Raw genomic sequence first — 26,094 nt, forward strand, 5'->3', positions numbered from 1 at the left:
CCGAACTCAGTAGTGAAACCGCTCCGCGCCGATGGTAGTGTGGGGTCTCCCCATGTGAGAGTAGGTCATCGTCAAGCGCCTAATACCAAAACCCTCAGCACTCTGTGCTGGGGGTTTTTTGCTTTGGGGGAGCGGCTGCTCTTTTCCCCTTTGAGTTCTACACTCCTAATGTTTGTATAGCATAGGCAATAGGCCCTTTAGCCAGAAACAATTGGTTTTATTTGCCTGTACAAGTGGATTTGTTAGTCTCTCCTTTGTTAATAAATTAGTTGTTGTATTTTGTTTTAATTAAAAGCGTTAGAATCGCAGCAATGAAAGTGGAGCAGAGGATAGAAGGATGAATCAAGCATTTTTAGAGCATTTAAGTAGTGAGCTAGACAGTATCAAGTCTGAGGGGCTATTTAAAGGCGAACGGGTAATTACTTCGCAGCAGCAGGCTAATATTGAAGTTGCTGGTGGTGAGCACGTTCTTAATTTTTGTGCCAATAACTACCTAGGTTTGGCTAACCATCCCCGCTTAATTGAGGCTGCACAAAAAGGTCTGGATCGTTATGGCTTTGGTGTAGCTTCAGTTCGTTTTATTTGTGGTACCCAGGATATTCATAAAAGCTTAGAAGCTAAATTAAGTGAATTTTTAGGGATGGAAGATACTATCCTTTACTCCTCCTGCTTTGATGCAAATGGTGGTTTATTTGAGACGATTTTAGGCACTGAAGATGCCGTTATTTCTGATGCGTTAAATCATGCCTCGATTATTGATGGGGTTCGCTTGTGTAAAGCAAAACGTTACCGCTATGCCAATAATGATATGGCTGACTTGGAAGCTCAGTTAAAAGCAGTTGATGAAGCAGGAGCTCGGTTTAAGCTAATCGTTACTGATGGTGTATTTTCTATGGATGGGATTATTGCTGATCTTAAATCAGTTTGTGATTTAGCTGACAAATACGATGCCTTGGTAATGGTTGATGATTCTCATGCGGTAGGTTTTGTTGGTGAAAATGGCCGTGGCAGTCATGAGTATGCGGGAGTAATTGATCGTATTGATATTATTACTGGTACTTTAGGGAAGGCGCTAGGTGGTGCTTCTGGTGGTTATACCTCGGGTCGGAAAGAAATAATTGATATTCTTCGCCAACGCTCTCGCCCTTATTTATTTTCTAATTCACTTGCACCTTCAATCGCTACTGCTTCTATTGAAGTGTTGGATATGCTGAAACAAGGTAGTGATCTTCGTGCGCGCCTGTGGGATAACGCTGCTTATTTCCGTGCAGAAATGGAAAAAGCAGGCTTTACTTTGGCTGGTAAAGATCATGCGATTATCCCTGTGATGATTGGTGATGCTGCTTTGGCTGCCCAAATGGCGGATATGATGTTAGAAAAAGGTATCTATGTGATTGGTTTCAGTTATCCTGTGGTACCCAAAGGTCAAGCGCGAATTCGGACTCAAATTAGTGCTGGGCACACCAAACAGCAAATTGATAAAGCAGTTGCAGTTTTTATTGAAGTAGGAAAAGCCCTCAACATTATTTAATTAAGAGGATGGCATGAAAGCATTAGCCAAGCTCAAGCGGGAAGAAGGTATTTGGATGACTGACAGGCCTCAGCCTGAAGTTGGTCATAACGATCTGCTAATTAAAATAAATAAAACAGCGATTTGTGGTACTGATATTCATATTTATAACTGGGATGAATGGTCACAAAAAACCATTCCGGTGCCAATGGTGACAGGCCATGAATATGCAGGGGAAGTTGTTGGTATTGGTGAAGAAGTTGTTGGATTTGAGATTGGTGATCGGGTTTCTGGGGAAGGCCATATTACCTGTGGGCATTGTCGTAACTGCCGGGCTGGGCGCCGCCATTTATGCCGAAACACTGTAGGTGTCGGGGTTAATCGTGATGGCGCTTTTGCAGAGTATTTAGTTATTCCTGCGTTTAATGCTTTCAAGCTGCCAGATGAAATTAGTGATGAATTAGCAGCTATTTTTGATCCGTTTGGTAATGCAGTACATACGGCACTTGCCTTTGACTTGGTGGGAGAGGATGTGCTGATTACTGGTGCAGGCCCTATTGGTATTATGGCTGCAGCTGTTGCTAAGCATGTGGGGGCACGGCACGTAGTAATCACAGATATTAATGATTATCGACTGAGTTTAGCCAAGCAAATGGGGGCTACCCGCACGGTTAATGTAGCTAAAGAACAGCTGGAAGAAGTAATGAAGCAGCTGAAAATGGAAGAGGGCTTTGATGTGGGCCTGGAAATGTCTGGTGTACCTGTTGCCTTTAAGTCCATGCTGAAAAATATGAATCATGGTGGCAAGATCGCTATGCTGGGGATTCCACCAGGGGAAATGGCTATTGATTGGAGTGAGGTCATTTTTAAAGGGCTTGATATTAAAGGTATTTACGGCAGAGAGATGTTTGAAACCTGGTATAAAATGGCCAGTTTAATTCAGTCCGGACTGGATTTGACCCCAATGATTACCCATCGCTTTCATGTTGATGACTTTCAGCAGGGGTTCGATATCATGCGTTCCGGTCAGTCAGGAAAAGTTGTGTTAAATTGGGATTAGAAGTTTATTCATTTAAAAAAAAGGGTTAGTAGTGCAAAGCTGCTAACCCTTTTTTGTTTTCTGAGACTCTTTGGTTTTCTTGGCAAATAAAACAAACTGGCTAACAGGGTATTTTTAAATGCAGCAACTAATCTATCGCTGGCTAATTTTTCTTGGTATTTCCCATGTGTTGTTAGGTCTTTTATTTGCTGTATTGGCAAATACTCAGCTGTTTGCTGCTTACACTCAATATTTATTTAAGCAGTTTGATGCTACTCAAGCTGCTAATCAAGTTGATCTACTTGGCACTATGTTGCAATTATTTGGGGTCACTGTTGCCAGCTGGGGAGTGTTATTTACAGTAGCAGTGCATCAATATTGGTGTGACGGAGGTTCTCTACTCAAAAAAGCAATTTGTATAGCGGTCGTTGTTTGGCTTGTGCTTGATACTTGCATTTCTCTTTACTGGGGCATAGAAGTTCATGCTTATTTAAATATGCCCGTAGGATTGGCTATGTTGCTACCTATGTTATTGCTAAAACCAAGACAAGCAGTGAACTACCGTATTGTTCTTCCTGAGCAATATAAGCTAAATGACAAAAAGAAATTTTTAATCACAGGTGGTACTGGTTTTATTGGCAAGCCGTTGGTGCAAACACTGATTGATCAAGGGCATGAAGTAATAGTGTTAACTAGAAATATTGCATCGGGAGCCAAAGGTATTCAAGGTAAAGTAACTTATATTACTGCGCTGGACTATGTGTCTGATAAAGATCAAATAGACGTTATTATTAATTTAGCTGGCGAGCCGCTTGCAGGTAGTCGTTGGAATAAAAAGAAGAAAGCCGGTTTTTTATCTAGCCGATTAAATACAACTAGTGAATTGCTTGCGTTAGTGCAGAGGCTTGAGCAAAAACCTCAGTCGCTGATCAGTGGCTCGGCAATTGGTTTCTATGGCCCTCATGCGGATGAAGAGTTAGATGAGCAGGCAGGTTGTGTTGATGGCTTTTCACACCAGCTATGTCATCAGTGGGAGCAAGCTGCGCTCAAGTTTGAAGAGCATGGCTTAAGAGTGTGTCTATTAAGAATGGGGGTTGTGCTGGGAAAAAATGGTGGCCCCTTGGTGCAGTTACAGATTCCATTTAAGTTAAAGGTAGCAACCCAATTAGGAGAAGGTAAGCAATGGATGTCTTGGGTACATTTGGATGATGTAATTGCCATGATGTGCTATTTGGTTGCTCAGCATGATATCGAAGGAGCAGTAAATATCACTGCGCCCCAGCCAGTCACTAATGAGCAATTTGCAGAAAGTTTAGGTAGAGTTGAGAAAACTTGGTTTAAATTTAGGATGCCGGCAGCTTGGTTAAAAGTGTTGGTTGGTGAGATGGCAACAGAAGTACTGTTAACAGGACAAAGAGTTGTGCCTTCAAAAATAGTTAAAAATGGATATCAATTTAAATATCCAGAGCTTCATTCCTGTTTGAAGTCGCTTAGTTAAAAAATAATTGATAGGACTAACTTGCATCATATTGGCTTTTCATTAAGCTGCCCAATTATTTTATTTGAACTGAACATTATGGATGCTTTATTAAAGCTGTTGGCTGATGGCCAATTTCACTCTGGTGATGCCCTTGGGAAGTCTTTGGGGGTTAGTCGTGCTGCAGTTTGGAAACAGTTAAAAAAGTTGCAAGAGTGGGGGTTAGAGCTTCAATCAGTAAAAGGTAAAGGCTATCGCCTCGGGGCAGGTGTTAGTTTGTTGAGTCAAGCAAAGTTGGAGCAGCTACCGCAAATTCTTAGTGGGGAATATCAATTAAGGTTACTAGCTACTTCTACCTCTACTAATGACGATGTTCAGCAGTTCCTTAAGCAGAGTCCAGGTAAAAAGCTTATTTGTATGGCTGAGTATCAAGCTAGTGGGCGTGGTAGGCAAGGTAAACAGTGGGTGAGTCCGTTTGCAAGCAACTTATATATGACCCTCAGTTGGCCGGTTAGCAAAGGAGTACACACGCTAGAAGGGCTGAGCTTGGTTGTAGGCTTGGCATTAGCGAAAGGGTTATCTCAACTAGGCATCAATGACTTAAAAGTAAAATGGCCTAATGACCTTTATTGGCGGCGCCAAAAATTAGCTGGGATATTAATAGAGATAGTGGGTGATTTATATGGTAGCTGCACTGTCATTATTGGTGTTGGCTTAAATGTAATGATGCCTTCTGATTGGCGAAGCAAAGTGAGTCAGCAGTTTGTTGATCTAGCATCAATTAAACAAGATCGAGTAGATCGAAACGAAGTCGCTTTAAATGTGTTGAAAAACATATTCTCCTTCCTTGATAGATTTACAGAAACTGGGTTCTCAGCATTTAAAGAAGACTGGGCAGAATACGATGCATGTTTAAACCAGCCTGTAAAAGTGATTGCAGGTGAAAGTGAGCTGTTTGGAGTTGCTAGAGGGGTAGAAGACAGCGGAGCCCTTATCGTCGAAATGGAAGATGGGCAGCGGCAAACGTTTAGTGGTGGTGAGGTTAGCCTGAGACCCTTATGAATCGTCTAGAAGTAGATGTAGGAAATACTCGAATTAAGTGGCGCTATGCAGAAAGTAGCTGCTATGTAGCTAAGGGGGTGCTTGACTTAAATGAGGCGTCAGGACTTGCTAAAAAACTAAGAATACAAGGTATCATGCCGCAGCAAGTTTTTGTTGCAAATGTTGCTGGTGAAGAAGTTGGGTTGCAGCTTAAGCAAAGTTGTCAAAGTGGCTGGGAGGTAGAGCCTTATTTTGTTAAAACCCAAAAAAATGCTTATGGCATTGAAGTGGCCTATGCTGATGTGACAAAGCTGGGAGTAGACCGCTGGCTGGCTATGCTGGGTTGTCATCATTTATACCCTAATTGCAGTAAGGTAGTTGTGAGCTTGGGGTCGGCAATAACGATTGATGTTATTGATATGAATGGTATGCATGAAGGTGGTTATATAGTGCCAGGTTTTCGGCTGATGAGAGAAAGCCTTCGTGTGAACACTGCTCAGGTGCAAGTTGATAGTACTAATTTGCGGCGAGTTGATTTAGGTAAAAATACGGCTGAAGCTGTAGAACATGGCATGTTAAAAATGGTCATAGCTTTTATTGAATCAGTGGTTGCTCCGTTAAAGCTACAAAATAGCGAAGCTATTGTGGTGATAGCCGGGGGTGATGCAGCTGCTATCGCTTCTTCTTTAACAGTCGACTATCTGCATGAGCCTGAGCTGGTACTCGATGGGTTGGCATTGATCGCACAATAATATGCGTTGGATATTTATTTGCTTGGTAATAACAAACTTGATTGTGGCGGGTTACTACTGGCATCAAGGCAATCAAACAGCACCAGTTAAAGGTGCAAGCTTGTCTGTTAAAACTAGCAGTAAGGTTGCCTCTCTTACCTTGCTTGCTGAATCTGAATTAAAGCCTCGTAAGCTTTCGTCAAATAGCAAGAGCAATAAAAGTACGACTGGTGTTAATACGGCAACTGGAAACTCAATAACTAATAAAGAAGAGTTTTGCGCTAGCATTGGCCCAATTGCTGAAGCAAAAATACTAAAGCAAATTGAGCAGCGCTTTTTGGCTATAGGAATTAAGCCTGCCCGAAAAAATGTTCAGGTAAATACGGAGCCTGATTATTGGGTGTATATTAAACCACTGATTTCCCGTCGAACAGCATTAAGAAAGCTAAAAGAGTTAAAGGCGCAAGGGCGCGATAGCTTTATTATTACTGATGGCGAATTAAAGAATGGGCTATCCTTAGGCTTGTTTACTAAGCAAAGCTCTGCACTTAACTTACAAAATGAAATGAAATCTGCGGGTTATGATGTAGCTGTCAAAGTTGTTGAGCGGTTTAAAAACGAAACATGGTTGAACTTTTCGCCATCAGAATTAGAGCTAATTGCTGATCAGGTTTGGGTCGGACTGGCTAATAATTACCGATTTATAGAAAAAAGAAGAATTCGTTGTAAAGACGTTGCATCTTATTAAGTCTTCCCGTAGAATTGCGCCCGCGTTTAACGGAGAGTTTTTGCCGGTATAGCTCAGTTGGTAGAGCAACTGACTTGTAATCAGTAGGTCCTGGGTTCGACTCCTAGTGCCGGCACCAAAATAAGCTTGACAAAGCAAATTCTCTAAATATTATAAGCGTCTCCTTGGTGGGGTTCCCGAGCGGCCAAAGGGATCAGACTGTAAATCTGACGCGTAAGCTTCGCTGGTTCGAATCCAGCCCCCACCACCAAATTCAAGCGGGTGTCGTATAATGGCTATTACCTCAGCCTTCCAAGCTGATGATGCGGGTTCGATTCCCGCCACCCGCTCCAAATAAAGTAATACAGTATTTATTAAAGCTCATATAGCTCAGTCGGTAGAGCACTTCCTTGGTAAGGAAGAGGTCACCGGTTCAAATCCGGTTATGAGCTCCAGAGTTGGCAGGTGATAAGTGGTTCATCTGCTTTTTTGTGTAGAGTGGCGAATCTCTTAATGGGAGTTGGTCTCGATGGCTAAAGAAAAGTTTGAACGTACCAAGCCGCATGTTAACGTGGGTACTATCGGCCACGTTGACCACGGTAAAACTACATTAACTGCAGCATTAACTCGGGTTTGTGCTGAGGCGTTTGGTGGTGAAGTAAAAGCATTCGATCAAATCGATAATGCACCAGAAGAGCGCGAGCGTGGTATTACTATCTCAACTGCACACGTTGAGTATGATTCTCCAACTCGTCACTATGCACACGTTGACTGTCCAGGACACGCTGACTATGTGAAAAACATGATCACTGGTGCGGCTCAGATGGACGGCGCTATCTTAGTTTGTTCTGCAGCTGACGGCCCCATGCCTCAGACTCGTGAGCACATCTTATTGTCTCGTCAGGTCGGTGTACCTTACATCGTTGTTTTCTTAAACAAAGCTGACATGGTAGACGACGAAGAGTTGCTTGAGCTGGTAGAAATGGAAGTGCGTGAGCTGTTAAGCCAGTATGACTTCCCAGGCGACGACACCCCAATCATCACCGGATCTGCGCTAATGGCACTAGAAGGTAAAGATGATAATGGTATGGGCTCTTCTGCGGTTAAGAAGTTGGTTGAGACTTTAGACGAGTACATTCCAGAGCCAGAGCGTGCTATTGATCAGCCATTCTTGATGCCTATCGAAGACGTATTCTCTATTTCAGGTCGCGGTACAGTCGTAACCGGTCGTGTAGAGCGTGGCATTGTTAAGGTTGGTGAAGAAATAGAAATCATTGGTATCCGTGACACTCAAAAGACTACCTGTACTGGTGTTGAGATGTTCCGTAAGCTGCTTGACGAAGGTCGTGCAGGTGAGAACGTTGGTGTGTTGTTACGTGGTACTAAGCGTGATGATGTAGAGCGTGGCCAAGTATTGGCTGTTCCTGGCTCTATCACTCCACACACTAAGTTTGAGTCAGAAGTATACGTATTAAGTAAAGATGAAGGTGGTCGTCATACACCATTCTTCAAAGGCTATCGCCCACAGTTCTACTTCCGTACTACGGATGTGACAGGTGCTGTTGAGTTACCAGAAGGCGTTGAAATGGTAATGCCTGGCGATAACATTCAAATGAAAGTTGAGCTGATTGCACCAATTGCTATGGAAGAAGGCTTACGCTTCGCTATCCGTGAAGGTGGTCGTACTGTAGGTGCTGGTGTAGTAGCAAAAATTATTGAGTAAAGTTGGAATATGGTGCTAGTTTTTAGCTAGCACCATGGTTACAGGCCAGTAGTTCAATTGGTAGAGCACCGGTCTCCAAAACCGGGGGTTGGGGGTTCGATTCCCTCCTGGCCTGCCATCTCTTAGAGCACCTGATCATGAATGCAAAGATTGAAGTTGAAAACCAAGGCCGTCTAGATGGTCTAAAGTGGTTTGTGGTATTTGCTGTTGTAGCTGCGGGAGCCTACGGTAATTACTTTTATCAAAGCGAATCTTTGCTTTATCGTGTAATAGCCCTCCTTGTCCTAGGTTTAGCAGCAGGCTACGTTGCTTTAACTACGGTTAAAGGCCAAAAATTCTGGACTTTAGTTAAAGATGCTAAAGTTGAAGTACGGAAAGTTGTTTGGCCGACTAAGCAAGAAACCGTTCAAACTACCATAATTGTTGTAGCTGTAGTGATCTTGATGGGATTTGTTTTGTGGCTAATTGATTGGGCATTGAATTCAATTGTTAATGGTTTGATTGGGTAACCGCTCATGGCTAAGCGTTGGTATGTTGTGCATGCATATTCAGGATATGAAAAGCAAGTTATGCGTTCTATTAAAGAACGCATTGAGTTGCACGACATGCAAGACTTATTTGGTGAGGTTTTAGTACCTACTGAAGAAGTAGTAGAGATTAAAAGTGGCCAGAAGCGTAAAAGTGAACGTAAGTTCTTTCCAGGCTATGTATTAGTACAGATGGAAATGAACGACGACAGTTGGCACCTAATTAAAGATACCCCAAGAGTAATGGGCTTTATTGGCGGAACTGCTGATCGTCCTGCGCCTATTACTGAGCGTGAGGCTCAAGCTATCTTAAAGCGTGTTGAAGATGGTTCAGATAAGCCGAAACCGAAAACTCTGTTTGAACCAGGTGAGGTTGTTCGGGTTATCGATGGACCATTTGCAGATTTTAATGGCGTAGTTGAAGAAGTTAACTACGAGAAAAACAGGTTACAAGTTGCCGTATTAATATTTGGTCGTTCAACACCAGTTGAACTAGAATTTGTCCAAGTAGAAAAAGGCTAATAGATTTCTTTTAGACCTGCACTGCATACGCAGTGTGGGTCTTTATTGTCTGTCAAAATGATGACTTTCAACAAAGGGGAGCTGAGTTACTAGAAGGCCTTTCATAATAAGCCTAGTCCTAAGTAACAAAGCGCTTAACCCATAGTCGAGGTGAACAATGGCTAAAAAAGTAGAAGCCTATATCAAGCTGCAAGTGGCAGCTGGTCAAGCTAACCCAAGCCCTCCTGTTGGTCCTGCATTGGGTCAGCATGGCGTTAACATTATGGAGTTCTGTAAAGCGTTTAACGCCAAAACTCAAAGCATGGAACAGGGTATGCCTATTCCAGTTGTGATTACTGTATACAGTGACCGCAGCTTTACTTTTGAGACTAAAACCCCACCTGCATCTGTGTTATTGAAAAAAGCAGCCAAGCTGAAAAAAGGCAGTGGCCGTCCTAACACTGAAAAAGTAGGTACTGTGACTCGTGAGCAACTAGAAGAGATCGCTAAGACTAAAGAGCCTGACTTAACGGCAGCCGATCTTGATGCAGCGGTTCGAACTATCGCTGGTAGTGCTCGCAGCATGGGCTTAAATGTGGAGGGTGTGTAATGGCCAAGTTATCTAAGCGCGCAAAAGCCATTGCTGAGAAAATTGATCGCACAAAAGCGTATCCAATTCAAGAAGCTGCACAGCTATTAGCTGAAATCTCTGCTGTCAAGTTTACTGAGTCTTTTGATGTTGCAGTTAACTTGGGCGTTGATCCTCGTAAATCTGACCAAGTTGTTCGTGGCTCTACTGTATTGCCTAACGGTACTGGTAAAGATGTGCGTGTTGCAGTTTTTACCCAAGGCCCAAATGCTGATGCAGCTAAAGAAGCTGGTGCTGATATCATTGGTATGGACGATTTGGCAGCTGAAGTAAAAGGCGGCAACTTAAACTTTGACGTTGTTATTGCTTCTCCTGATGCAATGCGTGTTGTTGGTCAGTTAGGTCAAATTCTAGGCCCACGCGGTCTGATGCCAAACCCTAAAGTGGGCACTGTAACACCTAACGTAGCTGAAGCGGTAAAAAATGCTAAGGCTGGTCAGGTAAGATACCGTACAGATAAAAACGGTATTATCCACTGTGGCGTTGGTAAAGTAGGTTTTGCTGCTGATGCAGTTAAACAGAATATTGAAGCGTTGCTGGCTGACTTGAAAAAAGCTAAGCCAGCTTCTGCCAAAGGCGTCTACATGAAAAAGGTTACCTTATCTACAACGATGGGGCCTGGCTTGACGGTTGATATTTCAAGCCTAGACGTTTAACAGACTTTGGGGTTCTTGCTTATCTTAAATAGTAATTAATGTTTAAGGTAAGACAGGAGCCGTCAAAGACCGTAGGTGTTGTTTTTTAGTGATAAAAAATAGCTTAATTTTCCTACGCAGACGGTGTAGCTTCATTATCCAATGAGCCCTTCACCGTATTCTTAAGTAAAAGGCAGTTGTTTTATACAAATGCTTTTTACCAAAACAGAAATTCCTTTTTTTAGGAGTAAAGCCAATGGCATTAAAACTCGAAGACAAGAAGGCGATTGTCGCTGAGGTCAACGAGGCTGCCAAAAGCGCTTTATCAGCAGTAATCGCTGATTACCGTGGTTTAACGGTTGATCAGATGACTGCTCTCCGCAAGCAAGCTCGTGAAGGCAGCGTTTATTTAAAGGTTGTTCGTAACACACTTGCTCGCCGCGCAGTTGAAGGCACTGATTATGAGTGTCTACAAGAAGCGTTAACTGGTCCAACAGTAATTGCTTTCTCTAACGAAGATCCAGGTGCAGCTGCACGTGTAATTCAAGACTTCGCTAAAGAAAACAAAGAACTGGAAGTAAAAGCATTGTCAATTGGTGGTCAATTACTTGGCCCAGAGCAAATTGATGTGCTGGCGAAGATGCCTACTTTGGATCAGGCTCGCGCAATGCTGATGAGTGTAATGATTGCACCAGTAACCAAGCTGGCACGTACTCTAAACGAGTTCCCAGCGAAAATTACCCGTGCAGTGGCAGCGGTTCGCGACCAGAAGAAAGAAGCAGCTTAATTTTATTAATTAGCTGTTTTTTACAAGTTTGGTTTTACCTACAGAATTTTAGGAGATTAGAGTAATGGCTCTGTCTAAAGAAGATATCTTAAATGCAATTGCTGAAATGAGCGTAATGGAAGTTGTTGAGCTTGTTGAAGCAATGGAAGACAAATTCGGTGTTTCTGCTGCTGCTGCAGTTGCTGCTGCTCCTGTTGCTGCTGGTGACGCTCCAGCTGCTGAAGAGCAAACTGAATTTGACGTAATCTTAGCTAGCGCTGGTGACAAGAAAGTGAACGTAATCAAAGCGGTTCGCGGTATCACTGGTCTTGGCTTAAAAGAAGCTAAAGCTTTAGTTGACGGTGCGCCTGCTCCTGTTAAAGAAGGTGCTACTAAAGAAGAAGCTGAAGACGCTAAAAAGCAGCTGGAAGAAGCTGGTGCAACTGTGGAAGTTAAGTAATTCCACTGACTGCATAAATTCTTTTCCAATTTGGCTGGTACCTCGTGGTGCCGGCCTTTTGCTGTTGTAAAGTCAGTAATATACAGCTGATGTTGCACAATTACAGCATACAGATGCTGCTTAAAAGGACAATACTTTAGTTCTTATTTTCACTGCGCGCTTATTTACGACATGCGTAAAAGCGCTGGTTAGCAGGTGACCAAGCTGGGGAACGCTAATGGCTTACTCATATACTGAGAAAAAACGTATCCGTAAGGATTTCGGCAAACTGCCGCATGTTATGGATATTCCTTATCTCCTGGCAATTCAGCTTGATTCTTACCGCAAGTTTTTACAGGCAGGAGTCAGCTCGAATCAACGTAATGACTTTGGTTTGCATGCCGCTTTTAAATCCGTTTTTCCAATCGTAAGTTACTCAGGTAGTGCGGCTCTTGAGTACGTAGGCTACAAACTGGGTGAACCAGCTTTTGATGTTAAAGAGTGTCAACTCCGCGGCGTCACTTATGCTGTTCCACTTCGGGTTAAAGTCCGCCTGATTATTTACGACAAGGATTCAGCAAACAAAGCAATCAAAGACATCAAAGAGCAAGAAGTTTATATGGGAGAGATCCCATTAATGACCGAAAACGGTACCTTTGTTATTAATGGTACTGAGCGGGTGATAGTTTCCCAGTTGCATCGTTCTCCTGGGGTGTTCTTTGATCATGACCGTGGAAAAACTCACTCTTCAGGCAAGTTGCTTTATTCTGCCCGAATTATTCCTTATCGCGGCTCTTGGCTGGATTACGAGTTTGATCCAAAAGACTTGCTATATGTGCGTATCGACCGTCGTCGTAAGTTGCCAGCATCAATATTGCTTAGAGCGTTAGGCTATTCATCTGAGCAAATTCTCGATATGTTCTTTGATACCAATAAGTTTCACGTCAGTGATGATGGGGTGTCAATGGAACTGGTGCCTGAACGCTTGCGTGGTGAAGCGGCTAGCTTTGATATTAAAGATATAGATGGCAGTGTTATTGTTGAGCAAGGTCGTCGGATTACTGCACGTCATATACGGCAGATGCAGAAGTCTAATTTGAAGACACTTGATGCACCAACGGAATACTTATTAGGTAAGGTTACTGCCACTGATATTATCGATTCAGCAACAGGTGAAGTGTTATTTAACTGTAACTCTGAAATCACCCTGGAAATGCTGGAAAAATTAATTACTAAAGGCATTAAAACAATCGAGACGCTTTATATTAATGATCTCGACTGTGGGCCTTATATTTCAGATACCGTAAAAGCTGATAATACGACAAGTCAGCTTGAAGCTTTAGTTGAAATCTATCGAATGATGCGTCCAGGTGAGCCTCCAACCAAAGAGGCGGCAGAAGCATTATTTGAAAACCTGTTTTTCTCTCCAGAGCGTTACGACTTATCTGGCGTAGGCCGGATGAAGTTTAATCGTCGGTTAGGTCGAAAAGATGACCAAGGCCAGGGTGTGCTTGATAACAGTGACATCATTGATGTTATGAAGACCCTGGTAGACATCCGTAATGGTAAAGGTCAAGTGGATGATATTGATCACTTGGGTAATCGCCGGATTCGTAGCGTTGGTGAAATGGCTGAGAACCAATTCCGTGTTGGCCTGGTTCGAGTTGAGCGTGCAGTAAAAGAGCGCTTAAGTATGGCAGAGTCTGAAGGTCTTATGCCTCAGGATTTAATTAATGCCAAGCCAGTAGCAGCAGCAATTAAAGAGTTCTTTGGCTCTAGCCAGCTATCTCAGTTTATGGACCAGAATAACCCGCTCTCTGAGGTTACTCACAAGCGTCGGGTATCTGCGTTAGGCCCAGGTGGTTTGACTCGTGAGCGTGCTGGTTTTGAGGTGCGTGACGTACACCCAACTCATTATGGTCGGGTATGTCCTATCGAAACGCCTGAAGGTCCAAACATTGGTCTGATTAACTCTCTAGCGACTTACGCTAGAACCAATGCTTTTGGTTTCCTTGAGTCGCCTTACCGGAAAGTGGTTGATGGTGTGGTTACTGATGAAATTGACTACCTATCTGCCATCGAAGAGAGCGAATATGTAATTGCTCAGGCAAATGCGCCTTTAGATGAAGATCGTAAGCTAATAAATGAGCTGGTAAACGTTCGCCACAAGAATGAATTTACCTTGATGCCTCCAGAAAACGTTCAGTATATGGACGTATCACCGCGTCAGGTGGTTTCGGTTGCTGCCTCATTAATCCCGTTCCTTGAGCATGACGATGCTAACCGGGCTTTGATGGGCTCAAACATGCAACGTCAGGCGGTACCTACACTAATTTCTGAAAAGCCATTAGTGGGTACGGGTATGGAGCGCAACGTGGCGAGCGACTCTGGGGTTTGTGTGGTTGCCAGACGGGGTGGGGTGATTGAGTCTGTTGATGCGGCACGGATTGTTGTCCGGGTTAATGAAGACGAGCTGATTACTGGTGAAGCAGGCGTAGAAATTTACAACCTGACTAAATACACCCGTTCTAACCAAAATACTTGTATTAACCAGCGCCCCTTGGTGAGCACGGGTGATCAAGTGACTCGTGGTGATATTCTGGCTGATGGCCCATCTGTTGATATGGGTGAGCTGGCGCTTGGTCAGAATATGCGTGTGGCCTTCATGCCTTGGAATGGCTACAACTTTGAGGATTCTATCTTAGTTTCTGAGCGTGTCGTTCAAGAGGATCGCTTCACTACTATCCACATCCAGGAAATGACCTGTGTCGCCCGAGATACCAAACTTGGGTCTGAAGAAATTACTTCAGATATTCCGAATGTTGGAGAGGGTGCGCTGTCTAAACTGGATGAGTCAGGCATTGTCTATGTCGGTGCTGAAGTCGGTGCTGGCGACATTCTGGTTGGTAAAGTGACACCGAAAGGTGAAACTCAGCTAACACCAGAAGAAAAGTTGCTGCGTGCAATTTTCGGCGAAAAAGCCTCTGATGTTAAAGACACTTCTTTACGGGTACCTACCAGCGTAAAAGGTACGGTTATTGATGTACAGGTCTTTACCCGTGATGGCGTAGAGAAAGACCCACGTGCATTAGCAATTGAAAAAGCCCAGCTTGATGAAGTACGTAAAGACTTGAATGAAGAGTTTCGCATCGTCGAAACGGCTACTTTTGAGCGTTTAGAAGCCGCTTTGGTTGGGCAAAAAGTTGAAGGCGGTCCAAACCTTACCAAAGGTGATGAGATTACCAGCGAATACCTGGCAGAGTTAGAGCATCGTAACTGGTTTAAATTGCGGATGGCCAATGATGCACTAAACGACCAGCTAGAAGCTGCTCAAGAGCAATTGCAAGAACGTCGTGACCAGTTGGATCAACGCTTCGAAGACAAGAAGAAAAAGCTCCAGTGTGGTGATGACTTGGCTCCAGGTGTACTGAAGATCGTTAAGGTTTATCTAGCAATTAAGCGTCGAATTCAGCCTGGTGACAAAATGGCGGGGCGTCATGGTAACAAGGGGGTTATCTCTGTCATCATGCCAGTAGAGGATATGCCCTATGACGAACAGGGTAATCCAGTCGATATCGTGCTTAACCCGCTGGGTGTACCGTCACGGATGAACGTTGGGCAGATTCTTGAGACACACCTTGGCTTAGCGGCAAAAGGGCTGGGTGAGAAAATTGATCAGATGGTCAAAGCCCAGCAATCTATTGCTGAACTGCGTGACTTTTTGAAGAAGGTCTACAACGAAGTTGGCGAAGGCCGTTACGAAGATCTTGATAGTTTCTCTGATACTGAGCTTGTTGAGCTTGCTCAAAACCTTCGTGGTGGGGTGCCAATGGCTACCCAAGTATTCGATGGTGCCAGAGAAGAAGAAATCAAGGCGTTGCTAAGGCTTGCAGATATGCCTGATTCTGGCCAGATGGTGCTTCATGACGGTCGTACCGGTGACCGCTTTGATCGACCAGTAACTGTTGGCTATATGTATATGCTGAAACTCAACCACTTGGTTGACGACAAGATGCATGCCCGTTCTACTGGCTCTTACAGTCTAGTAACGCAACAGCCACTGGGTGGTAAAGCTCAGTTTGGTGGTCAGCGTTTCGGTGAGATGGAGGTGTGGGCGCTGGAGGCATATGGTGCAGCTTATACCTTGCAGGAAATGCTAACGGTTAAGTCTGATGACGTGGCAGGTCGGACCAAGATGTACAAAAACATTGTTGACGGTGACCACCGAATGGAAGCGGGTATGCCAGAGTCATTCAATGTGTTGGTGAAAGAGATTCGTTCGCTAGGTATTGATATTGAGCTGGAAAGCGAATAGTCCACGTGACCAAAACCTAATTGCGGCACGGGAGCCAGAAGGCTCCCGGAATCAATAACTCCGCTGGGAGAGATAGCCTTGAAAGATTTATTAAACCTGCTGAAGTCTCAAGGACAGTCAGAAGAATTTGACTCCATACGCATTGGTTTGGCTTCACCAGAAATGATTCGGTCCTGGTCATATGGTGAAGTGAAAAAGCCTGAAACCATTAACTATCGTACCTTTAAGCCGGAGCGCGATGGTTTGTTCTGTGCCAAGATTTTTGGTCCAGTGAAAGATTATGAGTGTTTGTGTGGAAAATATAAGCGCTTAAAGCACCGTGGCGTTATCTGTGAAAAGTGTGGTGTAGAAGTCGCGCTTTCAAAAGTTCGCCGTGACCGAATGGGGCATATCGAGCTGGCTAGCCCAGTTGCACATATTTGGTTCTTGAAGTCATTGCCTTCCAGAATAGGCTTGATGTTGGATATGACCCTGCGTGATATCGAGCGTGTGTTGTACTTTGAGTCATATGTGGTGATCGACCCAGGTATGACGACCCTTGAGCGTGGTCAGCTACTAAACGATGAAGAGTATTACGATTCACTGGAAGAGTTCGGTGATGACTTCGATGCCAAAATGGGTGCTGAAGCGATTCAGGCATTATTGCTCGATATCGATCTTGAGCAAGAAGTACAAGAGTTACGTGAAGAAATCCCTAACACGAACTCTGAAACCAAAATCAAGAAGCTTTCTAAGCGCTTGAAGCTGCTAGAAGCGTTCCATAAGTCAGATAACAACCCAGAGTGGATGATTCTTAAAGTTCTGCCTGTATTACCACCTGACTTACGCCCATTAGTACCACTTGATGGTGGTCGTTTTGCTACATCTGATTTGAACGACTTATACCGTCGAGTCATTAACCGAAATAATCGTTTAAAGCGCCTGCTGGACTTGAGTGCACCCGATATTATCGTGCGTAACGAAAAGCGGATGTTACAGGAGTCTGTTGATGCGCTGTTAGATAACGGTCGTCGTGGTCGTGCTATTACTGGTTCTAACAAACGCCCACTGAAATCTTTGGCAGATATGATCAAGGGTAAGCAAGGTCGTTTCCGTCAGAACCTGTTAGGTAAGCGGGTTGACTACTCTGGTCGTTCGGTAATCGTGGTTGGACCTACTTTGCGTCTGCATCAGTGTGGTCTACCAAAGAAAATGGCACTTGAGCTATTCAAGCCTTTTATCTTCGGTAAGCTTGAGCATCGTGGCCTAGCGACAACGATTAAAGCGGCTAAGAAAATGGTTGAGCGGGAAACCCCAGAAGTATGGGATATCCTGGCAGAAGTCATTCGTGAGCACCCTGTGTTGCTGAATCGTGCGCCAACTCTTCACCGTTTGGGGATTCAGGCATTTGAACCTGTACTGATTGAAGGTAAAGCGATTCAGTTGCACCCGTTAGTTTGTGCGGCTTATAACGCTGACTTTGACGGTGACCAGATGGCGGTGCATGTACCGTTGACTATCGAAGCGCAGCTTGAGTCTCGTGCGTTGATGATGTCTACCAACAACGTGCTTGCACCTGCTAACGGTGAGCCAATTATTGTGCCATCGCAAGACGTGGTTCTTGGTCTTTACTACATGACCCGAGACCGGGTCAATGCGAAAGGCGAGGGCATGGCATTTAAAGACATTAAAGAAGTCAGCCGTGCTTATGGAGCAGGTCAAGTAGAGCTGCATGCCAAGGTTAAGGTTAGGATCAAGGAAACCATTAAAGACCTAGTGGGTAATGTTACATCAGCTACTCGTATTGCTGATACCACAGTAGGCCGGGCTTTGTTATTTGAAATTTGCCCTAAAGGTATGCCATTTGACCTGGTTAACCAGGCAATGAAGAAAAAGTCTATCTCTAAGCTGATTAACACTTGCTACCGCAATGTTGGCTTAAAAGAGACAGTTATCTTTGCTGACCAGCTGATGTACATGGGCTTTTCCTATGCAACTAAGTCAGGTGCGTCCATCGGTGTAAATGACTTTGTAATCCCTGATGAAAAACTGGAAATTATTGATGCTGCTTCTGATGAAGTAAAAGAAATCGAAAGCCAGTTTGCTTCTGGTCTGGTAACTCAGGGTGAAAAATACAACAAGGTAATCGACATCTGGTCTCGTGCCAATGAGCTGGTGGCCAAGAAAATGATGGAGAACCTGGGCTCTGATGATGTGGTTGACCGTGAAGGTAAAACAGTTCAGCAAGAGTCGTTCAACTCTGTTTACATGATGGCAGACTCCGGTGCTCGGGGTAGTGCGGCGCAGATTCGTCAGTTGGCCGGGATGCGGGGGCTGATGGCTAAGCCAGATGGCTCGATCATCGAAACACCTATTACGGCAAACTTCCGTGAAGGCTTGAACGTATTACAGTACTTCATCTCGACTCACGGTGCGCGGAAAGGTTTGGCGGATACCGCTCTGAAAACGGCAAACTCTGGTTATCTGACCCGTCGTTTAGTGGACGTTGCTCAGGACTTAGTGGTTACAGGGCAAGACTGTGGTACTGATAAAGGCTTGATAATGACGCCTCACATTGAGGGTGGTGATGTAGTTGAGCCATTAGGTGAGCGTATTCTTGGCCGGGTAGTAGCGGTTGATGTGCCTAAGCCTGGTGCTGATGGTGAGATTGCTATTCCTGCAGGCACTCTGATTGACGAGGCTTGGGTTGAAAAGCTAGAAGCCATGAACGTGGATGAGATGGTGGTTCGCTCGCCGATTACCTGTGAAACTCGCTTCGGTATCTGCTCAAGCTGTTATGGACGTGACCTTGGTCGCGGGCATTTAGTAAATGTTGGTGAGGCGATTGGGGTTATTGCTGCTCAGTCAATCGGTGAGCCAGGTACCCAGCTGACAATGCGTACCTTCCACATTGGTGGTGCGGCTTCCAGAACATCGGCAACTGATAACGTTCAAGTGAAAAATGCCGGTACTATCCGCTTGCATAATATGAAGTTTGTTGAGCGTAAAGATGGTTCAATTGTGGCTACCTCTCGTTCAGGTGAACTGGCATTGGCTGATGAATTTGGTCGTGAGCGTGAGCGTTATAAGCTACCTTATGGTGCTGTAATTAGCGTTAAAGATGGCGTTAAAGTTGAAGCAGGCCAAGTTGTAGCTAAGTGGGATCCACATACTCACCCAATTGTTGCTGAGCTGGCAGGTACTGTTTCGTTCTCAGGTATGGATGAAGGGATTACTATCAAGAAGCAAACTGATGAATTTACTGGTTTGTCCAACATTGAGGTAATTGACCCTAAAGATCGTCCGTCTGCAGGTAAAGACATTCGTCCAGCTATTCAGTTATTAGATAGCAATGGCAAAGAGCTGAAGATGCCTGGTAGTGATATGCCGGCACAGTACTTCTTGCCTGCAAATGCATTGGTTACCCTGACTGATAACGCTAAGGTAGAAGTGGGTGATGTAATTGCCCGGATTCCACAAGCCACTTCTGGTAACAAGGATATTACGGGTGGTCTGCCTCGAGTTGCTGACCTGTTTGAAGCGCGTAAGCCAAAAGAGTCTGCAATCCTGGCGGAAATCAGCGGTACTATCAGCTTTGGTAAAGAAACTAAAGGCAAGAAACGACTCATCATTACTTCACCTGATGGCGACACTTATGAAGAGCTGATTCCAAAATGGCGTCATCTCAACGTATTTGAAGGTGAGCAGGTAACGAAAGGGGAAGTCGTTTCTGATGGGCCTTCTAACCCGCATGACATATTACGCCTACTAGGTGTCAGCGAGTTAGCTAAATATATCGTTAATGAAATCCAAGATGTATACCGCTTACAAGGGGTAAAAATTAACGATAAACATATTGAAGTCATTCTGCGACAAATGTTGCGTAAAGCTGAGATCAGTGAGTCTGGTGACTCTGACTTTATTAAAGGTGAGCAGCTGGAGTACACCTCTGTACTTGAAGAAAACGAAGTGTTGGCAGAGAACAACAAGTTCCCTGCGAAGTGCGAGCGAGTACTGCTAGGTATTACTAAAGCGTCATTGGCAACTGAGTCCTTTATTTCGGCAGCATCCTTCCAGGAAACTACTAGGGTGTTAACGGAAGCGGCGGTGACAGGTAAGCAGGACTTCTTGCGTGGACTGAAAGAAAACGTTGTAGTTGGACGTTTGATTCCGGCAGGAACCGGCTTGGCTTATCACTCTGAGCGCCGTCGTAAGCGTGAACTGGAAGAACTGAAAACCAGTGCTAAAGTGAGTGCTAGCGATGTAGAGCAAGCACTAAGTGAGGCGCTGAACTCAAGTAGTTCTTAAGCGAAATAAAGTTTGGTGGTGCAATTTTCGTTGAAGATTACATCACTAAAGTGGGTGGATTATAGTCATTTGCTTGACTCAGATTTGTACACTCATTAAAATTTCGCGTCTTTTTCTTCGGCAGGTTTTATACCTGCCGAATTTTGTTGTCTCTTCATCAAAAAATGAAAGTAAATTGGAGTTTGCTTAAATGGCTACCATTAACCAGTTGGTACGCAAGCCTCGCAAACGCAAAGTAGCTAAGAGTGACGTGCCTGCTTTGCAGAGCTGTCCTCAGCGTCGTGGCGTTTGTACCCGGGTTTACACTACTACCCCCAAGAAGCCTAACTCTGCGCTTCGTAAAGTTTGCCGTGTGCGCTTAACGAATGGCTTTGAGGTGACTTCTTACATCGGCGGTGAAGGCCACAACTTGCAAGAGCACAGTGTGGTACTGATTCGTGGTGGACGGGTAAAAGACTTGCCAGGTGTGCGTTATCACACAGTACGTGGCAGCTTGGATACTCAAGGTGTTAACGATCGTAAACAAGGTCGTTCTAAGTATGGTACCAAGCGTCCTAAGTCTTAATAGACTGAATATTAGATAAGAGTAAGGCTAAGTACGTCCCTGTTGTGTCAATAAGCTAATTATTGCGCAAGGTAATGTGTCTTAGGCTATCCTGAAGACCAGATTTTTGAGAGCTTATCATGCCAAGAAGACGAGTCGTCGCAAAAAGAGAAATCCTGCCTGATCCCAAGTTTGGAAATCAGACATTAGCGAAATTTATCAACCACGTAATGATCAGTGGTAAAAAGTCCGTTGCTGAACGCATTGTTTATGGTGCTTTGGATAAAGTGCAAGAGCGTAGCAAGGGCGAGCCTATCGAATTGTTTGAAAAAGCACTAGAAGCTATTTCACCGATGGTAGAGGTGAAGTCTCGCCGTGTAGGTGGTGCTACTTATCAAGTGCCTGTTGAAGTGCGTCCTTCTCGTCGTACAGCGTTAGCTATGCGCTGGTTGGTAGACGCTGCTCGTAAGCGTGGCGAAAAATCGATGGCTTTACGTCTGGCTGGTGAAATGCTAGATGCAGCAGAAGGTAAAGGTGCCGCTGTTAAGAAACGTGAAGATGTCCATCGTATGGCTGAGGCCAACAAAGCCTTCTCTCATTACCGTTTCTAATGACCAGGGGATAGTATCGTGGCTCGTAAAACTCCCATTAGCCGTTACCGCAATATCGGTATCTGTGCTCACGTTGATGCTGGTAAAACTACGACAACTGAGCGTGTTCTGTTCTATACCGGGGTATCTCATAAAATTGGTGAGGTACACGACGGCGCCGCCACTATGGACTGGATGGAGCAGGAACAGGAGCGTGGTATCACCATCACTTCTGCTGCAACCACTTGTTTCTGGAGTGGTATGAACCAGCAGTTCGACGAACACCGGATCAATATCATTGACACGCCAGGACACGTTGACTTTACCATCGAAGTAGAGCGCTCACTACGTGTGCTTGACGGTGCAGTTGTTGTTCTATGTGGATCTTCTGGTGTGCAGCCGCAAACTGAAACAGTTTGGCGTCAGGCTAACAAATACGAAGTACCGCGTATGGTATTCGTAAACAAAATGGACCGTGCTGGTGCTGACTTCTTCATGGTAGTCGACCAACTGGTTGATCGCTTAGGCGCTAACGCTGTGCCAATTCAAATTAATATTGGCGCTGAAGATGAATTTAAAGGGGTTGTTGACCTGATCAGAATGAAAGCCATCATGTGGAATGAGGCTGATCAAGGTATGACCTACGAGCTGGAAGATATTCCAGCTGACTTGCAAGATGTTGCAGATGAGTGGCGTGAGAAAATGCTTGAAGCCGCTGCTGAAGCAACAGAAGAGCTGATGGAAAAATACCTGGAAGAAGGTGATCTGTCAGTTGAAGAGATCAAGCAAGGCCTACGTCAGCGTACCCTAAACAACGAAATTGTATTAGTAGCTTGTGGCTCTGCATTCAAGAACAAAGGTGTGCAGGCTGTTCTGGATGCTGTTGTTGAGTATTTGCCAGCACCAGTAGATGTAAAAGCTATCGAAGGTGTGCTTGAAGATGAAGAGACTGTCGAAACCCGTGAGGCGGATGACAATGCACCTTTCTCAGCGCTTGCATTTAAGATCGCTACTGACCCATTTGTTGGAACTCTGACATTCGTTCGAGTTTACTCTGGTAAAGTGTGCTCTGGTGATTCTGTATACAACCCAGTTAAGCACAAGAAAGAGCGTATCGGCCGGATGGTACAGATGCACTCTAATAACCGCGAAGAGCTGAAAGAAGTATTAGCGGGTGACATCGTTGCGCTAATTGGCCTTAAAGATGTGACTACAGGTGATACTCTGTGCTCTCAAGACAGCATTATTACGCTTGAGCGGATGGAATTCCCAGAGCCTGTTATTTCTGTAGCAGTTGAGCCAAAGTCTAAAGCAGACCAAGAAAAAATGGGTATTGCTTTAGGTAAGCTGGCTCAAGAAGACCCATCATTCCGTGTGTGGACTGATGAAGAGTCTGGGCAGACTATCATCGCAGGTATGGGTGAGCTTCACCTGGATATCATTGTCGACCGGATGAAGCGTGAGTTTAAAGTAGAAGCGAATATTGGTAAGCCTCAGGTTGCTTATCGTGAGCGCCTACGTAGTTCTGTTGTTGCCGATCATAAATTTGCTCGTCAAACCGGTGGTCGTGGTCAGTACGGTCACGTTGTTATTGAATTCTCGCCATCTGAAGAGGAAGGCTTGGAATTTGTTAACGAAATCGTGGGTGGTGTCATTCCAAAAGAATACATTCCAGCGATTCAAAAGGGTATCGAAGAGCAAATGCAAAACGGTGTGATAGCTGGCTATCCACTATTAGGCTTAAAAGCTCGTTTATATGATGGCTCTTTCCATGACGTTGACTCCAACGAAATGGCATTTAAAATCGCTGCCTCTCAGGCACTGAAAAAATATGCACCACAGGCAAGCCCAGTACTGCTTGAGCCGATGATGAAGGTTGAAGTAGTGACTCCTGAAGATTATATGGGAGATGTCATGGGTGACTTGAACCGCCGCCGCGGTATTGTTCAGGGGATGGAAGATAGCACCTCTGGAAAAATCGTTCGTGCTCAAGTACCTCTGGGTGAAATGTTTGGCTATGCCACTGACTTACGCTCAGCAACACAAGGCCGTGCTACTTACTCAATGGAATTTGAGGACTATGCAGAAGCGCCTGCCAGTATTGCTGAAGCAGTTACTAAGACTCAAGCTTAATCAGATCGCTGATATTTGAATAAGGTATATTTTAAAAATGGCTAAAGAAAAGTTTGAACGTACCAAACCCCACGTAAACGTAGGTACTATCGGCCACGTTGACCATGGTAAAACTACATTAACTGCAGCATTAACTCGGGTTTGTGCTGAGGCGTTTGGTGGTGAAGTAAAAGCATTCGATCAAATCGATAATGCACCAGAAGAGCGCGAGCGTGGTATTACTATCTCAACTGCACACGTTGAGTATGATTCTCCAACTCGTCACTATGCACACGTTGACTGTCCAGGACACGCTGACTATGTGAAAAACATGATCACTGGTGCGGCTCAGATGGACGGCGCTATCTTAGTTTGTTCTGCAGCTGACGGCCCCATGCCTCAGACTCGTGAGCACATCTTATTGTCTCGTCAGGTCGGTGTACCTTACATCGTTGTTTTCTTAAACAAAGCTGACATGGTAGACGACGAAGAGTTGCTTGAGCTGGTAGAAATGGAAGTGCGTGAGCTGTTAAGCCAGTATGACTTCCCAGGCGACGACACCCCAATCATCACCGGATCTGCGCTAATGGCACTAGAAGGTAAAGATGATAATGGTATGGGCTCTTCTGCGGTTAAGAAGTTGGTTGAGACTTTAGACGAGTACATTCCAGAGCCAGAGCGTGCTATTGATCAGCCATTCTTGATGCCTATCGAAGACGTATTCTCTATTTCAGGTCGCGGTACAGTCGTAACCGGTCGTGTAGAGCGTGGCATTGTTAAGGTTGGTGAAGAAATAGAAATCATTGGTATCCGTGACACTCAAAAGACTACCTGTACTGGTGTTGAGATGTTCCGTAAGCTGCTTGACGAAGGTCGTGCAGGTGAGAACGTTGGTGTGTTGTTACGTGGTACTAAGCGTGATGATGTAGAGCGTGGCCAAGTATTGGCTGTTCCTGGCTCTATCACTCCACACACTAAGTTTGAGTCAGAAGTATACGTATTAAGTAAAGATGAAGGTGGTCGTCATACACCATTCTTCAAAGGTTATCGTCCACAGTTCTACTTCCGTACTACGGATGTGACTGGTGCTGTTGAGTTACCAGAAGGCGTTGAAATGGTAATGCCTGGTGACAACATTCAAATGAAAGTCACTTTGATTGCGCCAATCGCTATGGAAGAAGGCTTACGCTTCGCCATCCGTGAAGGTGGTCGTACTGTAGGTGCTGGTGTAGTAGCAAAAATTATTGAGTAAGCTAACTTAATAATTGGCTTGTAACAAAAAGAGGCCCCCTCTTCGGAGAAAGGGCCTCTTTTTGTATATTTCTTGACAGGAAAAGGTGGCGTCTATAGAATCTTGCCTCCTTTTGCTATGGCAACATTGATTGCCTAGTTAAGTTCTTTACCCGGAGTTTTGATCAAATGCAAAATCAGCAGATTCGTATCCGTTTAAAAGCGTTTGATCACCGCCTGATCGATGTGTCTACCCAGGAAATTGTAGAAACTGCAAAGCGTACTGGGGCTCAGGTGCGTGGTCCAATCCCATTGCCTACCAAAAAAGAGCGGTTTACCGTACTGATTTCACCTCACGTCAATAAAGATGCCCGTGATCAGTATGAAATTCGCACTCACAAGCGCTTGCTGGATATCGTCGAGCCAACTGATAAAACAGTTGACGCTTTGATGAAGTTAGATCTGGCTGCCGGTGTTGAGGTTCAAATCAGCTTAGCCTGATGTGATTGGGGGCGTAGAACTGAATAAGATCTACGCTTTTTGTTTGTGTAACGCTCTGAAATGGGCGGCCATAGCGGGTTATAGCCCCGTACACGAAAGAGGTAAATTATGAGTATCGGATTAGTCGGAAAAAAGTGCGGCATGACGCGCATTTTTACCGAAGACGGTGCCTCTGTACCTGTTACTGTTATTGAAGTCGATCCTAACCGGATTACCCAGGTTAAAACGGAATCGACTGACGGCTACAACGCAATCCAAATTACCACTGGTGCAAAAAAAGCTTCTCGCGTAAGCAAGCCTTTGGCTGGCCACTATGCTAAGGCTGATACTCCAGCAGGTCGTGGTTTGTGGGAATTCCGTGCAGATAACGCAGAGTACAAAGTAGGCGACCAAATCAATGTCAGCCTATTCGAGGCTGGTCAAAAAGTTGATGTTACTGGACGCTCTAAAGGTAAAGGGTTTGCCGGCACAGTTAAGCGCTGGAACTTCTCTACCCAAGATGCTAGCCATGGTAACTCTCTGTCTCACCGTGCCCCTGGCTCAATTGGTCAGTGTCAAACCCCAGGCCGTGTTTTCAAAGGTAAGAAAATGGCGGGTCAAATGGGTAACCAGCGGGTGACAGTTCAGTCCCTTGAAGTTGTACGTGTTGATGTCGAACGCAACCTGCTGCTAATCAAAGGTGCAGTTCCTGGTGCTACAGGTTCTGATGTGGTCGTTCGTCCAGCCGTTAAGTGTGGCTAAGGGGGAGAG

General features: G+C 44.8%; 21 protein-coding genes, 5 tRNA genes and 1 rRNA gene. All 27 read left to right on the forward strand.

Going from position 1 to position 26,094, the window contains the following annotated elements:
* A 5S ribosomal RNA gene (gene rrf, locus ORQ98_RS29655) occupies window positions 1-77 on the forward strand; the annotation flags it as partial.
* Between the two features lie 260 nt (window positions 78-337).
* Complete coding sequence (locus ORQ98_RS22245; protein WP_274691033.1) at window positions 338-1,531, forward strand: glycine C-acetyltransferase; 1,194 nt, start codon at window positions 338-340, stop codon at window positions 1,529-1,531.
* A gap of 13 nt (window positions 1,532-1,544) precedes the next feature.
* On the forward strand, window positions 1,545-2,570 hold the full coding sequence (tdh, locus tag ORQ98_RS22250) for an L-threonine 3-dehydrogenase (protein WP_274691034.1): 1,026 nt from the start codon (window positions 1,545-1,547) through the stop codon (window positions 2,568-2,570).
* A gap of 118 nt (window positions 2,571-2,688) precedes the next feature.
* Window positions 2,689-4,047, forward strand: a complete 1,359-nt coding sequence (locus tag ORQ98_RS22255; protein WP_274691035.1) for a TIGR01777 family oxidoreductase — start codon at window positions 2,689-2,691, stop codon at window positions 4,045-4,047.
* 78 nt (window positions 4,048-4,125) lie between these two features.
* Entirely contained in the window at window positions 4,126-5,088 is a 963-nt protein-coding gene (gene birA, locus ORQ98_RS22260; RefSeq protein WP_274691036.1) for a bifunctional biotin--[acetyl-CoA-carboxylase] ligase/biotin operon repressor BirA, read from the forward strand.
* The gene (locus ORQ98_RS22265; protein WP_274691037.1) at window positions 5,085-5,819 is read left to right on the forward strand and encodes a type III pantothenate kinase; all 735 of its coding nucleotides are present in this window, start codon (window positions 5,085-5,087) and stop codon (window positions 5,817-5,819) included. Before birA ends, ORQ98_RS22265 begins: the two co-directional genes overlap by 4 nt.
* A gap of 1 nt (window position 5,820) precedes the next feature.
* Window positions 5,821-6,546 carry a hypothetical protein gene (locus ORQ98_RS22270; RefSeq protein WP_274691038.1) on the forward strand — a complete coding sequence of 242 codons (726 nt, stop codon included), beginning with the start codon at window positions 5,821-5,823 and terminating at the stop codon, window positions 6,544-6,546.
* Window positions 6,547-6,588: 42 nt separating this feature from the next.
* Window positions 6,589-6,664 (forward strand) — tRNA-Thr (locus ORQ98_RS22275).
* 48 nt (window positions 6,665-6,712) lie between these two features.
* Window positions 6,713-6,796: transfer RNA gene (locus ORQ98_RS22280), tRNA-Tyr, on the forward strand.
* Window positions 6,797-6,803: 7 nt separating this feature from the next.
* Window positions 6,804-6,878 (forward strand) — tRNA-Gly (locus ORQ98_RS22285).
* A 26-nt stretch (window positions 6,879-6,904) separates the two neighbouring features.
* A tRNA-Thr gene (locus ORQ98_RS22290) sits at window positions 6,905-6,980 on the forward strand.
* A 74-nt stretch (window positions 6,981-7,054) separates the two neighbouring features.
* A complete protein-coding gene (tuf, locus tag ORQ98_RS22295; RefSeq protein WP_274691039.1) occupies window positions 7,055-8,248 on the forward strand; it encodes an elongation factor Tu in 1,194 nt (397 codons plus the stop codon).
* A 42-nt stretch (window positions 8,249-8,290) separates the two neighbouring features.
* Window positions 8,291-8,366 (forward strand) — tRNA-Trp (locus ORQ98_RS22300).
* Window positions 8,367-8,385: 19 nt separating this feature from the next.
* Window positions 8,386-8,757 carry a preprotein translocase subunit SecE gene (secE, locus tag ORQ98_RS22305; RefSeq protein WP_274691040.1) on the forward strand — a complete coding sequence of 124 codons (372 nt, stop codon included), beginning with the start codon at window positions 8,386-8,388 and terminating at the stop codon, window positions 8,755-8,757.
* Window positions 8,758-8,763: 6 nt separating this feature from the next.
* Window positions 8,764-9,297 carry a transcription termination/antitermination protein NusG gene (gene nusG / locus ORQ98_RS22310; RefSeq protein WP_180570514.1) on the forward strand — a complete coding sequence of 178 codons (534 nt, stop codon included), beginning with the start codon at window positions 8,764-8,766 and terminating at the stop codon, window positions 9,295-9,297.
* Between the two features lie 157 nt (window positions 9,298-9,454).
* Entirely contained in the window at window positions 9,455-9,886 is a 432-nt protein-coding gene (gene rplK, locus ORQ98_RS22315; protein WP_163835742.1) for a 50S ribosomal protein L11, read from the forward strand.
* Window positions 9,886-10,581, forward strand: a complete 696-nt coding sequence (gene rplA / locus ORQ98_RS22320; protein ID WP_274691041.1) for a 50S ribosomal protein L1 — start codon at window positions 9,886-9,888, stop codon at window positions 10,579-10,581. Before rplK ends, rplA begins: the two co-directional genes overlap by 1 nt.
* Window positions 10,582-10,816: 235 nt before the next feature.
* Window positions 10,817-11,347: a 50S ribosomal protein L10 gene (gene rplJ, locus ORQ98_RS22325; protein ID WP_163835738.1), complete on the forward strand. Its 531-nt coding sequence runs from the start codon at window positions 10,817-10,819 to the stop codon at window positions 11,345-11,347.
* A gap of 64 nt (window positions 11,348-11,411) precedes the next feature.
* On the forward strand, window positions 11,412-11,786 hold the full coding sequence (gene rplL, locus ORQ98_RS22330) for a 50S ribosomal protein L7/L12 (protein WP_163835736.1): 375 nt from the start codon (window positions 11,412-11,414) through the stop codon (window positions 11,784-11,786).
* Between the two features lie 217 nt (window positions 11,787-12,003).
* Window positions 12,004-16,080, forward strand: a complete 4,077-nt coding sequence (gene rpoB / locus ORQ98_RS22335) for a DNA-directed RNA polymerase subunit beta (RefSeq protein WP_274691042.1) — start codon at window positions 12,004-12,006, stop codon at window positions 16,078-16,080.
* 78 nt (window positions 16,081-16,158) lie between these two features.
* The gene (gene rpoC / locus ORQ98_RS22340) at window positions 16,159-20,367 is read left to right on the forward strand and encodes a DNA-directed RNA polymerase subunit beta' (protein ID WP_274691043.1); all 4,209 of its coding nucleotides are present in this window, start codon (window positions 16,159-16,161) and stop codon (window positions 20,365-20,367) included.
* 190 nt (window positions 20,368-20,557) lie between these two features.
* Complete coding sequence (gene rpsL / locus ORQ98_RS22345; RefSeq protein WP_163835732.1) at window positions 20,558-20,932, forward strand: 30S ribosomal protein S12; 375 nt, start codon at window positions 20,558-20,560, stop codon at window positions 20,930-20,932.
* Between the two features lie 119 nt (window positions 20,933-21,051).
* Entirely contained in the window at window positions 21,052-21,522 is a 471-nt protein-coding gene (rpsG, locus tag ORQ98_RS22350) for a 30S ribosomal protein S7 (RefSeq protein ID WP_274691044.1), read from the forward strand.
* An 18-nt stretch (window positions 21,523-21,540) separates the two neighbouring features.
* Window positions 21,541-23,634, forward strand: coding sequence for an elongation factor G (fusA, locus tag ORQ98_RS22355; protein WP_274691045.1), 2,094 nt, complete (start codon window positions 21,541-21,543; stop codon window positions 23,632-23,634).
* Between the two features lie 37 nt (window positions 23,635-23,671).
* On the forward strand, window positions 23,672-24,865 hold the full coding sequence (gene tuf, locus ORQ98_RS22360) for an elongation factor Tu (protein ID WP_274691046.1): 1,194 nt from the start codon (window positions 23,672-23,674) through the stop codon (window positions 24,863-24,865).
* Between the two features lie 167 nt (window positions 24,866-25,032).
* The gene (gene rpsJ, locus ORQ98_RS22365; protein WP_163835725.1) at window positions 25,033-25,344 is read left to right on the forward strand and encodes a 30S ribosomal protein S10; all 312 of its coding nucleotides are present in this window, start codon (window positions 25,033-25,035) and stop codon (window positions 25,342-25,344) included.
* A 108-nt stretch (window positions 25,345-25,452) separates the two neighbouring features.
* Complete coding sequence (rplC, locus tag ORQ98_RS22370; protein WP_274691047.1) at window positions 25,453-26,085, forward strand: 50S ribosomal protein L3; 633 nt, start codon at window positions 25,453-25,455, stop codon at window positions 26,083-26,085.
* Window positions 26,086-26,094 lie beyond the last annotated feature (9 nt).

This window comes from Spartinivicinus poritis, from assembly GCF_028858535.1.
Lineage (GTDB): Bacteria > Pseudomonadota > Gammaproteobacteria > Pseudomonadales > Zooshikellaceae > Spartinivicinus > Spartinivicinus poritis.